Source organism: Pseudomonas turukhanskensis, from assembly GCF_027922365.1.
In the GTDB taxonomy this organism is placed as follows: Bacteria; Pseudomonadota; Gammaproteobacteria; order Pseudomonadales; family Pseudomonadaceae; genus Aquipseudomonas; species Aquipseudomonas turukhanskensis.
Genome location: NZ_BSFN01000013.1, coordinates 124,693 through 136,499 on the forward strand (window position 1 = coordinate 124,693; position 11,807 = coordinate 136,499).

The 11,807-nt window shown below is 53.6% G+C and carries 9 protein-coding genes; 5 read left to right on the forward strand and 4 right to left on the reverse strand.

Annotation, left to right across the window (positions count from 1 at the left end; genetic code table 11):
- Positions 1–8: 8 nt before the first annotated feature.
- Positions 9–698 (reverse strand): class I SAM-dependent methyltransferase, encoded by a 690-nt coding sequence (locus tag PKE98_RS19335; protein WP_271196953.1) that lies wholly within the window; start codon positions 696–698, stop codon positions 9–11.
- A 330-nt stretch (positions 699–1,028) separates the two neighbouring features.
- Here PKE98_RS19335 and PKE98_RS19340 point away from each other — a divergent pair, with 330 nt between their 5' ends.
- The gene (locus PKE98_RS19340) at positions 1,029–2,966 is read left to right on the forward strand and encodes an LTA synthase family protein (RefSeq protein WP_271196954.1); all 1,938 of its coding nucleotides are present in this window, start codon (positions 1,029–1,031) and stop codon (positions 2,964–2,966) included.
- Positions 2,967–3,040: 74 nt separating this feature from the next.
- On the opposite strand, the gene secF is transcribed toward PKE98_RS19340, so the two are convergent.
- Positions 3,041–5,593: a protein translocase subunit SecF gene (gene secF, locus PKE98_RS19345; RefSeq protein WP_271196955.1), complete on the reverse strand. Its 2,553-nt coding sequence runs from the start codon at positions 5,591–5,593 to the stop codon at positions 3,041–3,043.
- Positions 5,594–5,661: 68 nt separating this feature from the next.
- Here secF and PKE98_RS19350 point away from each other — a divergent pair, with 68 nt between their 5' ends.
- The 4 genes from PKE98_RS19350 (at position 5,662) to PKE98_RS19365 (ending at position 9,223) form a co-directional block, all read left to right on the forward strand.
- A complete protein-coding gene (locus tag PKE98_RS19350; protein ID WP_271196956.1) occupies positions 5,662–6,447 on the forward strand; it encodes a response regulator transcription factor in 786 nt (261 codons plus the stop codon).
- Entirely contained in the window at positions 6,437–7,855 is a 1,419-nt protein-coding gene (locus tag PKE98_RS19355; RefSeq protein WP_271196957.1) for a sensor histidine kinase, read from the forward strand. The genes PKE98_RS19350 and PKE98_RS19355 overlap by 11 nt, the downstream gene beginning before the upstream one ends.
- A gap of 162 nt (positions 7,856–8,017) precedes the next feature.
- Entirely contained in the window at positions 8,018–8,356 is a 339-nt protein-coding gene (locus PKE98_RS19360) for a cupredoxin domain-containing protein (RefSeq protein WP_271196958.1), read from the forward strand.
- Between the two features lie 18 nt (positions 8,357–8,374).
- Complete coding sequence (locus PKE98_RS19365; protein ID WP_271196959.1) at positions 8,375–9,223, forward strand: FTR1 family iron permease; 849 nt, start codon at positions 8,375–8,377, stop codon at positions 9,221–9,223.
- Between the two features lie 918 nt (positions 9,224–10,141).
- On the opposite strand, the gene PKE98_RS19370 is transcribed toward PKE98_RS19365, so the two are convergent.
- Both PKE98_RS19370 and PKE98_RS19375 read right to left on the reverse strand, forming a co-directional pair.
- A complete protein-coding gene (locus PKE98_RS19370) occupies positions 10,142–10,921 on the reverse strand; it encodes an SIR2 family NAD-dependent protein deacylase (protein ID WP_271196960.1) in 780 nt (259 codons plus the stop codon).
- Positions 10,922–11,081: 160 nt separating this feature from the next.
- Positions 11,082–11,675 (reverse strand): DUF8453 domain-containing protein, encoded by a 594-nt coding sequence (locus PKE98_RS19375; protein ID WP_271196961.1) that lies wholly within the window; start codon positions 11,673–11,675, stop codon positions 11,082–11,084.
- Between the last annotated feature and the right edge of the window lie 132 nt (positions 11,676–11,807).

Consider the following 11,807-nt stretch of genomic DNA (forward strand, 5'->3'; position numbering starts at 1 on the left):
TCCCCGTATTACTTTTGATCCACCGCGCGTAAGACGTACACCCGCCACATAGCGTATAGCGGGAGGAAGTCTATTCGATCAACGATAACAAAACCCGCCTGCTCAAACTCCGCTTCAATCACAGATTGGGGAATCACGAAGCGGTTTTTCTCGTCCATCGACTCCTCTCTGCGGTCGGGTTTGGCCTCCAATTTTCTACGGCGCCACGATTTGAAATTGCCATCTACCCACAGTGAGACGATGACGGTATCGCGTGTGACCCGATGAAACTCTTTAAGCATTGCCTGTCGATTTTCTGCGCGACCAATGTGATGGAGAAGACGCATGCAAAAAATGCAATCGACCGAATGCTCAGGTAGGTCAATATCAAATGCAGATGTCTGCAACAATTCCACCCGCTCGACCACCTCGCGTGATTGCGCTTGGGAAGCGGTATTAAGCATATCGCGGGAACTATCAGCGCCAATAATGACCCGTCCCAGCTTCTCGGCGAGTAGTGGCCAAAATCGACCTGCACCTGATGGTAGGTCGAGGACTAAACCAGGATTACCAGCAACTTCAAGCGCCTGACGCGCTATGTGCTCTTCACGCAGGTGGGATAGTCGGCGAAAAATTCCGTCGCGATGCTTTTGCAGATATTTCTGCGAATGTTCTTTGTTGTACTTCTCTGAAAACTTCAGTTTGATCGGTGTGGTCATGGATGCCCCCTCAATAAGGATTCCAGCCTGAAATAGGGGGTAATCTTAAGAAATTCGACGTGGTCGATAAGTCAACAGGAAGTGAAAAAACCGTCGTCTCGTGCACTAAGTTTGGGAGAAAACTCCGTGTTTCAGGGTGTTGCACGTCTATACCTTCAGCAGTTTTTTTACCGGCGCTTGACGAAATTTTTTCAATTGCGCGGATAGATTCCCCTTGTCTCCTCCACCCTGGTCTTTACTCATCAAGCGTCTCCGCAGAAATGCTCCGTTTGCTCTGACGCATTGGCCACGTGTTCGTAATCAGGGAGGAGCGCAGATAAGGAATTGTTCATGCGTAAGCCCGCGTCATCCCCACTTAGATTTCTTTTACTGATCACTGGTCTTTGGCTGCTGATCTTCTTTCTTACCCGACTCGTGTTACTCAGCACCCACCTTTCCGAGGCAGGCACAGGTTTTGTGACGGTCTTTGGCATCGGGTTGCTCTATGACCTAAGTTTTCTGGTATACGCCCTGCTGCCAATGAGTCTGTATGTATTGCTTTGCCCGCCTGCACTGTGGCGATCCCATGGGCACCGCTGGTTTCTCCAAGCAATGGTAGCCCTCAGCGTATTTGTCATGCTGTTTACTGCGGTTGCGGAGTGGCTGTTCTGGGATGAGTTCGGCGTGCGTTTTAACTTCATCGCCGTGGACTATTTGGTGTACTCCGACGAGGTCCTAAACAACCTGTTGGAGTCGTATCCCATTGGCAAGCTGCTGAGCGGGCTAGCGGTTATCGCCGCGCTTATTTGCATCGCTTTACATAAACCGCTCGGCCAGATATTTCGCGCCCCGCTGCCCTCGTGGCGCATGCGTTTGACCACCTTGGCGGCGCTGCTAATCGTCGGCACGGGCATTGTGCTGGTGGTTGATCAAGACACCCCGGGCGGCCACGGCGGCAACACTTATCAGCGCGAGTTGGCCAGTAACGGGCCCTACCAATTTTTCGCCGCATTCCGTAATAACGAACTGGATTACCAACAGTTCTACGCCACATTGTCCAAAGGTGAGGTGGCCCAACACATTCGTGGCGAGCTCGCTGAAAGCAATGTGAGTTTCGTGGGTAAAGACCCACTGGATATACGGCGTCGCATCACACAGAGCACTGCCCCAGCGCATCACAACGTCATCCTGGTAACCATCGAAAGCTTTAGTGCCAAGTACATGGGCAGCAATGGGCATCTTGGTGGTCTTACCCCCAACCTCGACCAACTGCGCAAGGAAAGTCTGTACTTCAATAATTTCTATGCCACCGGCACCCGCACCGATCGTGGCTTGGAGGCGATTACGTTGTCCATTCCGCCAACGCCGGGGCGTTCGATTGTTAAGCGTGTAGGCCGAGAGAGTGGTTTTTCCAGCCTCGGTCAACAGCTAGCCCACGTTGGCTATGACAGCGTGTTTGTGTATGGAGGGCGTGGCTACTTCGACAATATGAATGCGTTCTTCAGCGGCAACGGCTACCGCGTAGTGGACCAAAGCAGTGTCGACGAAGCCGACATCCACTTTAAAAACGCCTGGGGCATGGCCGATGAAGACCTCTACCGGCAAACCCTGAAATTGGCAGACGAAGACTTCGCCAAACAGAAGCCGTTTCTGCTGCAACTGATGACGACCTCAAATCATCGGCCCTATACCTACCCCGATGGGCGCATTGACATTGCCTCCGGCGCCGGTCGCGATGGTGCGGTGAAGTACACCGACTACGCCATTGGCAAATTTCTGCAGGATGCACGCAGCAAACCATGGTTTAACGACACTATTTTTGTGTTTGTTGCTGACCACACTGCCGGCAGCGCCGGTAAAGAGGATCTCCCGGTTCGTAACTACCAAATTCCCTTATTTATCTACGCGCCCAAACTGATAACCGCTAGAGAAGAAGTACAACTGGCCAGCCAAATCGATTTAGCGCCGACGCTGTTGGGTTTGCTCAATATTGGCTATGAATCCACCTTCTTTGGTCGCGATCTGCTGCAGCCATCCGCCCTCCCTGCGCGCGTGGTGCTGGGCAACTACCAGCATTTAGGCCTCTTCGATGGCAAGGACTTGGCCATTCTTAGTCCGCGTGGCGTATTGCGGCGCCATGACGATGCTCTGGGCGCCAGCCATGAGGTAACGGTTACAGCCGACGACCCGCTGATCACGCGCGCCATTGGCTACTACCAAGCAGCCAGTTACGGCTTTACAGAGCATCTGCTGGACTGGCCTGCGGCCAATTACGCCTCCGACAAATAGCAGGTCTACTCAATAAAAAACGCCCGTCTGATTGTCTCAGCGGGCGTTTTTTTATGCCTTGAAGGTGAGCGACTTTACGGTGTCCCCTGGCTGTCGAGCTTAGCGGACAATGTTTTTAATGCCTCGGCACTTGCTGCTAGATCGGGGATGGCGGTACGCACTTGGCGCAAGGCGCGATCCAAGGACTTATCTATGGACGTCCAGGCCTTGGCGTTGAGTGGCCGCATCTTTTCTTCTGCGCTATCCCAGGCGGTTTCCAGATCAGTTATGCGGGCTCTAGCACCCTTGGTATCACCGGTATCCAACAGTTTCTCTGTATCGGCAATGATCACTTTGAATGGACGCATGTCACCCAGCGAACTCGGCGCAGCAATTGCGGCAGATGCGGCGCCAGTTGGCTGCTTGCTGTCGATTTTAGCGATCAGCGTTTCCAGCGCTTGAGCGCAGCCTGCAGCATCGGGTTTTCCTGAGCGCAGCTGCGACAAAGCGCGGTCGATGGCTTTGTCGACAGCGGTCCAGTCGGCCGGAGAACGCGGTTGTAGTGCTTCTTCTGCCTGGTCCCATGCTGTTTCTAAGTCAGTAATCCGCGAGCGTGCGGCCTTCAGATCACCACCACCCACGATGGCCAGTGTGTCCACGGCAATCGCACGGAAGCTGCTGAGATCGCCGAGACTGGTAGCTTGCGCTGCCGCATTGCTGGCTTGGCCACTCACAGACGGCTGCGATGGAATCCAGAACCAACCCGCCAGACCCACTACGCCGAAAAGCACAAGTGATGCGATGAACGGCTTGGAACCGAGCGTCTCTTTCGAGCTGTTGAGGGAGATATCTCTTGCCTTGCGCTGCTGCAACGCAAGCCATAGAGCGCTGGACATAAAGATCGACGAGGCCGCGCCGGAGATCAATCCTAGTACCAATGCCAAAGCGAACATCTGCAAGGGCTCGCAAGCAAAAAAGTACAAGCTTGCGGAAGCCATCACCACCGTCAATACGGTGTAAAGCGAGCGGCCAAGCGTCTGCCTAATGCTCAGGTTGACGAGCGCTGCCAATGACTGCGGTGTGGTATCGGCGTTCTTTTTCCGGTTTTCCACGATGCGACCAAAGATCACAATTTTATCGTTCAGCGAATAACCGATGATGGTCAGCAAAGCAGCGATGTAGGTAACGTCGATCTCGAATTTAAACAGCGAGAAAATGGCCGAAACGATCAGGATGTCCTGAACGATTGGCAGCAAGGTCGCCAAGGCAATAGCCCAGGAGAAACGCAGACCGATGTATACGGCAATGCTAAGGAAAGCGGCGAACACGGCATAGATCGCCCGGTGTGCAAAGTCACGCGCTACACCAGGGTCGGCCGTGTTTTCTTCGTACTCGACGCTGTGATATTTACCTTGAAACGCGGTGATCACTTGCTTGAGCTCAGCCGGTTTAAGTACTTCGTCAAATCGCACAGCGATATGGGTATTCTGTGCGCCACCAACCGCTACGGTGGCCGGTACGGTGCCCGCCTCAGACATGATTTGAGTGGCGGCGTCCTGGCTGATTGCTCGGTCTACATCAATGTCCAACGCCGTGCCGGCAGTGAAGTCGATATCCAGGTTAAGGCCGTGGGCCCGGTAGTAAAGCGTGCCAGACACAATCACCAATACCGAGGCCAGCGCCGCCACTTTGCCCATTGCGACGAAGTTGAAAACGGTACCTTTTGCCGCGGGTTGCTTTGCCCTAGCAATCAGCCAAGACGGCTTAAGCCAACCGCTGTCGACCAACAACAGCATCAACGCACGAGCCAGGAAAAAGTTGGTGGCTATGCTGATCACGATGCTGACCAGCATTGTCAATGCGAAGCCCTGAATAGGCCCGATGCCGGCGACAAACAAAGCGATCATCGCTAACGCTGTTACTAGGTTGGCATCGCGAATGGTGGCCAACGAACCGTTAAAACCGTTGCGCACCGCCTCGCGCATACTGCGCCCAACGCCAAGCTCCTCGCGCACCCGCTCAAAGCAGATAATGCTCGCGTCCGCGGCCATGCCCAACCCCAACACAAATGCCACCACAGCCGAAAGCGACAAGGTGGCACCGCTGCCAGTGAAAACAATCAACAGCAGCCATAGGTAGACAACGGTACAAAATGCCGCGAGCAAACCGGCGGCACGGTAGATACCCAGGAGCAATAGAAATATGCAGGCGATGCCGATGAGACCCGCCTGCACGGTTTCAGCCAAGGCAGTTTTGCCCAGCACACTGCCAACCGTTTGTGTGTATTTCTCTGTCAGTTGCGTGGGCAGCCCTTGGGAGCTACCCAGAAGTGAACGTGATTCCTCAGCAGAGGTCAGACCCGCGAGTTTGACGCGAATGTGGTTGGCCCCTTCCAGGCGGATATCCGGTTCAGATATGCCAATGCTGTCTGCTCGTTTTTGCAGAATATTTACCGTCTGCAGTACGTCATTCTGGGAAAGTTCGGTTTTCCCCTGAGCCGGGCTCAACACGTAGTAAATTTCGTAACCACCGCGAAACTCAAGGCCAAATCGCACCTTGGCGGCCAGGGGTAGAAATGTGCTGGCCACCAGGCAAGCCAGTAAGCCTGCGACCAGAATAAAGCTGATACGACGTTTTGTGATTGACATAGTTCTGTCCGGGTTGCGGCGCCAAGGGGACGGATTAGTGCCGTAGATGCGCCAGTGCGAAGCACTCTATGACCCTTCGAGTTAACCGTTTATTAACGAAGCAAACTCACACGGCGCTTGGCTTGCAACAGGCGGCCCAACGTGCAATCAATGCCTGGCGGCGGCTCTCAAAACGAAGGATCAACGTGATGAAAGTCCTGATTGCAGAGGACAACGTGCTACTAGGTAAAAGCCTTAAACGCGGGCTTGAAGAAGCCGGCTGGACCGCCGATTGGGGCGCAGACGGCAAAGAAGCTTGGTACTTTCTCGAGGCCGGCTCATACGACGTAGTGGTGCTCGACTGGATGCTGCCGCAGCTTTCGGGCTTGGAAGTTTTGCAGCGCCTGCGCAGCAAGGGTAACAACGTCCCGGTCATCATGGTCACGGCCAGGGGCGCAGTGGATGACCGTGTTCAGGGCTTAGACACAGGGGCAGATGATTACCTGGCCAAGCCTTTCGAGATGGTCGAATTAATCTCGCGCCTCAATGCCCTTTATCGCCGTTCGGTTGCCCGAGGTGCATCAACGCTGGACTGCGGCAACCTGACCCTCGAACTGAATACTCTGAAGGTTTTTATCGCCGGGCAGCCGGTAGAACTGACCGGCAAGGAATACGACCTGCTACAGGCACTGGTCGGCAAAGCCGGGCACGTTGTGAGTCGTCACGCCATTGTCAGTTTGCTATACCCCTTTGATCAGGAACCGGATAGCAACAGTGTGGATGTGCTCCTCAACCGCCTACGACGCAAGTTGAGCCATTCCGATGTAGAAATCGCTACCGTGCGTGGCAAGGGGTTCATCCTGCGTGTGGCGTGACCTAGCACTGAACATCAAGCTTAGTATCGTCCTAGTGGCGGTGCAGGCGTCGGTACTGCTAGTGGGGTTTCTCTGGCTTGGCCACTGGGTGGAAAACAGTCGCCTGGAGGAGCTGCGCCATCGTCTCGATACACAATCAGACGTAATCGAATCGCTGATTCAGTCGCAAGGCGATCGGTTGCTCTACCAACGCAACGGCGAGTTTGCCGCCGAATTGGACCATGACCAAAACATATATTTCGCGTTGCGCAGTTCCGCCCGTAGCGAACTGCAATTTGAAAGCGAGGGGCCCACCCCGGCGCTCCGAAACAAGCTCAACGGCACGATGGTGCGAGGCCTCGACGCCGAGGAGAAACCGACCTTGCTTGTTGTGGGCTACGAGCATTGGCTAGCGCAAAAAATTAGTTTTGAGCGAGGTCCTCCGGGCGCTACTCAAACCGCTACGCTTTCGGTCGCCCTGAATGCTCAACCGGCTTTGGATGGCATCACGGAGGTGAGACGACTCAGCGCGTTTGCGGCTCTAGGCATTTTGGTATTGACCGCAGCGAGTAGTTTTATCGTGGTTTCCATCTCGACCCGCAATTTGCGCGGCTTTGCACGCCAGCTACGTGACCTCAAGCCCCCAGCCTTCACCCGACCGATGCTATTCGCCCCACACTCGGCAGAAGAGAAACTGCTGTTCGACAGTTATGGACAAATGGAGCGGTCGGTTCAAGGACTTCTAGAGAGTCAGCGGCTTTTCATTGCCAATGCCTCCCACGAATTAAAAACCCCGATTGCTGCCGTTATCGCAGCTCTGGAAGTTATCTTGGCCAACCCGCGGAGTGCTGAGGATTACGCTGACACGTGCCGGGATGTGCTCGCTGAAATGCAGGTGTTAAAACGACTTTCGCTGGGCCTATTGGATCTGGCCCTACTGGACCACTCCCCGGTCTTTGCCACCACCAGCACAGCATTGGCCTACAGCATGCGGCAAGCAGCTGCACGTTGGCAGAAAACGGCTCATGAGAGAGGCATTCGCCTATCACTCACGCTGCTCGAAAACCATGATGTTCAGGTACCCGGCACCTCAGAACAATGGGAGGTGCTGTTAAGCAACCTGCTGGATAACGCCATCAAGTACAGCGAGAGCGGTACCGAGGTAAGCCTAGGCGCCGCGGTGCTTGACGACCAGACCGTCCGCATTCGCGTCATCGATGAAGGTATTGGCATGTCGTTAACCGAGACTGAGCAGTTGGGCAATGTGTTCTTTCGCGCAGACACCGCGCGGGTTCAAGGCCAGTCGTTCGGCCTAGGGTTCGCCCATTGCCAGCGCATTGCTGAGCAACTGGGGGCGGCTCTGACCGTTACCAGTCAGCAGGGGATGGGCACCTGCGTAACATTGAGCATCCGCAGGGTTATTCCTTAAAACAAAGTAAATGGAGTAGAGCAAAACCACTAGCACGCTAGGGGTGTCTCTTCTCGTCCTGGCCATGGCGGCAACAATTCCAACCTCCACTAGCCTCGCTCAACATTTTTTTTACATGCAGGAGTGCATATTTCAAAAACCATAAGAAAAGGAATCAGTCGTATGCAATTTCGTATTACTCGCCTGCCAATTGCTCTGGTACTTGCTTCATGCGCCGCGATGGCTCAATCAGCCACCGACAATTCGTTTGAGCTGACGGTTCAAAACCATAAATTCACGCCTGCTCCGTTGACGGTACCGGCAGACACCAAGATCAAAATCACCCTGCACAATCAAGATCAGACAACGGCCGAGTTCACTAGCGACGATATTAAAGGCGGTAAATTAGTTGCTGGTGGCAAGACCGCAAGCTTCTTCATTGGCCCGCTAAAAGCAGGCACTTATGAGTTTTACGACGAATACCACGAAGATGCGTCTAAAACTCAATTGATCGCCAAGTAGTTCCGCGGAGTCCGCCCCATGCTATCCACAGCACTCATCGTTTTCCGCGAGATCCTTGAAGCGGCATTAGTGATTTCCATCGTTTTGGCTGCGACAAAAGGTGTGCCCCGTCGAAGCTTCTGGATTTGCGTAGGTTCGTTTGGTGGGGTGCTTGGTGGATGTCTGGTCGCTGTATTTGCCGAAGAAATCAGCGAGTGGGCTTCCGGCATGGGGCAAGAGGTATTCAATGCAGCGGTTACGCTGCTTGCCGTGTTTATGCTGGCTTGGCATAGCATATGGATGGCAAGACATGGGCGTGAAATGTCCATGCGATTGAATATGATGGGGCAGGCTGTTTCTAGTGGTCAGAAACCACTTACTGGACTTGCGGTCGTCATTGGCGTAGCTGTCTTAAGGGAAGGCTCCGAAACAGTTCTATTTCTCTATGGGATCGTCGCTGGAGATTCAGGCCAAACAGCGCAGATGTTGACTGGTGGTTTGTTGGGTATTGCTAGTGGTGCAATTGCCGGAGCAGCCATTTACTTTGGCCTGCTGCGGGTTGCAATGCGCCATTTGTTCAAAGTCACGAACGGTCTGATCATTCTTCTTGCCGCTGGAATGGCGAGCCAGTGCGTGGGATTTCTTGTTGCCGCTGACTTGTTGCCTTCGTTTGGCGATACATTATGGGATAGCTCCTGGCTGCTAACGGACAACAGCATTCTAAGCAAAGTGCTACATACTCTGATCGGTTACACATCCCAACCGGCGGGTATCCAAGTGTTCGCTTACGCACTAACTATCTGCAGCATTGTGACGCTAGCGAATGTTTTTGGGCAGCCTTACCGGGATGGCCTTACCAATAGCCGGTCGCGAGATGTTGTCGCCTGAACACACGGGGTAGCCCCCCATTTTATCTCTCGCCAAAACTAGACGTCAGGCCGCAAGCGCCCACCTTTATTGGAGCTCTCAGGCAACTTTGCGGAGATTACGGAACTTAAAACAGTCCGAAGCGCGTCGAGATACTCCACCGTCACATCGACCACGAGCTGGCGATCGACTGCAGCCCTCGCCGCGAGGCGCGCTCCTGCAGCGGCTCCGTGAAGCGCAAACCACTGTTTTTTTGGCGATTCGCATCATCGCATTGCCAACCCCTCTGCCATCTTCCCAGGTGCGGAATCGACAAGCCGGCCCTCGAAGGCACCTTCTAAAGATGAGTGCTTTGAAAAGGACCCGCGGGAGGTCCCCACGCTCTACTACCCAGCGTGAGACTCGCTATCGCTCGCACTCTCGGCCGCACAAATACCGTCGACAAACGATTTGAGCCACGGCTCGAGCGCATCCGACGCAGAAAGCGCATCATTGATGCGCAGATAGCATCTGCCTGGGCGTAGTTAAACCACCGCCCCTTTAATAAGAACCGAGCTCATGCTCGGTTTTTTGTTTTTGGCTGCGGCCGATCGCCCGCGCTATGAGCCGTCCGATCTTGGATGAAATCTCCTACCATGCATGCACAGAGAAACTTTATGCTGTATGGACGAGTTGCATCGTATTGGTGAGGAGCACGTGACTTGGGATTTTGAACAACATCTCCCAGGACTTTGCTCAGTAGCCACTTCCTTCGCAGATATTGCTGTAAGCGACGCCAGGTCGAAACACCCGCTCTACGGCGACCATTGCTAACTGTAAAAGTGAGCGTGTGTCATCGGTTGGCGCTGGCAATTGGAGAACCGCTCATTTGCGTATTTCGCTTCGTCCGAATTGAACCCCGGATCCGGCCCCTCGTCGGAGAGCTCGGGGCGACGAGCTTTAAGCTTTTCCTGGAGCCGCTAGGTGCTGTATCGAATTCAATAACTCGGATAGCACTACAGTCGCTTTACCAATCAGCATCAATTCTTTAGTGCCACCTAGCGAGACATCTATAAGATTTACATGAATTACCGTAGCTCCGGCGGCTAAGGCAATCTCGGGAATGTTTGCCGCTGGCATCACGACACCAGAAGTCCCAACTGATATCAAAACGTCGCAATTTTTCACCAATCTCATCGCTTCTTTCCACGCGCCCGCAGGTAGATTTTCTCTGAACCACACCACAGCGGGTCTTAACCTACCGTTGCAACGTTTACAGCGAGGAGGCTCTATCATCGCACCCTCTTCAGGTATCTGGGCCTCTTCGAGGGTTAGCTCAGCACCTCTATGACATGCAAAACACTTCGGCTGCGACAAGCTTCCATGTAGATGTACAATTTCTTCGCAGCCGGCACGTTCGTGTAAGTCGTCGATATTCTGGGTTATAACCGCAACTTGCCGCCCTGTAAGGGCAAGGCGGGGGGCTGAGAAATGAGCCGAATTCGGCTGACTCTGGCTTACTTGATGTCGTCGCCACAGGTACCAGCCCCAGACCAAAGACGGGTTCTCACGAAACGCAGATGCCGTCTCTAAGCGCTCAGGATTATATTTTTTCCAGAGCCCTGTGAGCTTATCTCGAAACGTTGGTATGCCGCTCTCAGCCGAAATTCCTGCACCTGTAAAGAACACCACCTTGTTGGCGAGTCGCAAGGCGGCGGTCGCTTTTTGCATGTCGCTCATTCTTGGTCCCAATGTTCGCTGATTGTTTCATTGGCCGGATGACTTAGCACTTGGAATTAGGGCTGGTCTGTATTGTTTCGACGTACCCGAAAGCAAATAGCGTTCTAACTTAATAAGACTCTCTGTAAAGTCGCCAATTTGAATTAGTTGTGGCAGAAATCTAATCTCGCGAGTCATACTTAAATAGTTCGCCATATATAGATTCGTACGTGGCGAGGATATATGTGCGCCGTGCAACCTCATTTCTGACGTCTTCGGCCCTTAGGTGGGTAGGAACCTTGATAGTCATCAGTGAAATCACCTGCCCGGCAGCTACATAAGACTCTATCCCCACTGACTCATGCCCAAAGTCATCGTCGTGGACGCCGGGGAATAATGCGAGGATGGCCCCTACAACTACATCCTCGTCAACGTTGACAGGTTGGTTGTCGACAAAGATTTGGGCGCTTTTGATAATCGCGGGACCTACCCCATCGTTAGTCACCTCAAATTGGTACGTGTCCTGCTCATTGTTTTCAACGTGTTTGTGATCTAAGTGTGGGCGAACCATTAACATATTATGCCGACGGGTTGCTCTTGCCTGCCAGAAACCCATAAGCAGAGCCACCGCAGCGGTGATACTGGAAGCCAAGCCGATGAGGACCGTCCAAGTGTCCACCGTTAGCCCAAGAAATGTCTCTTTTTCGGCGTTCATGTCAATCACATATACAAAAATCGGAGCGCTGTGGAGAGCATAGGCAATTGTTGCATCCATGTGGTCGTTCCTCGATGATGCCCGATGATATCTAAGTAAGCGCTCCATAAACCCCACCTCCCGCTGGTGGGGTTTTGCGTTTTAAAGTGGCGTTGTGGGTTTGCAGTTCCACGGCAGCAGCGCTTCGTAGCC

What these genes read in the sequence shown, in the direction of transcription:
- PKE98_RS19335 (WP_271196953.1), bottom strand. Translation starts at nt 698, where the DNA reads ATGACCACACCGATCAAACTGAAGTTTTCAGAGAAGTACAACAAAGAA.
- PKE98_RS19340 (WP_271196954.1), top strand. Translation starts at nt 1,029, where the DNA reads ATGCGTAAGCCCGCGTCATCCCCACTTAGATTTCTTTTACTGATCACT.
- secF (WP_271196955.1), bottom strand. Translation starts at nt 5,593, where the DNA reads ATGTCAATCACAAAACGTCGTATCAGCTTTATTCTGGTCGCAGGCTTA.
- PKE98_RS19350 (WP_271196956.1), top strand. Translation starts at nt 5,662, where the DNA reads ATGACCCTTCGAGTTAACCGTTTATTAACGAAGCAAACTCACACGGCG.
- PKE98_RS19360 (WP_271196958.1), top strand. Translation starts at nt 8,018, where the DNA reads ATGCAATTTCGTATTACTCGCCTGCCAATTGCTCTGGTACTTGCTTCA.
- PKE98_RS19365 (WP_271196959.1), top strand. Translation starts at nt 8,375, where the DNA reads ATGCTATCCACAGCACTCATCGTTTTCCGCGAGATCCTTGAAGCGGCA.
- PKE98_RS19370 (WP_271196960.1), bottom strand. Translation starts at nt 10,921, where the DNA reads ATGAGCGACATGCAAAAAGCGACCGCCGCCTTGCGACTCGCCAACAAG.
- PKE98_RS19375 (WP_271196961.1), bottom strand. Translation starts at nt 11,675, where the DNA reads ATGGATGCAACAATTGCCTATGCTCTCCACAGCGCTCCGATTTTTGTA.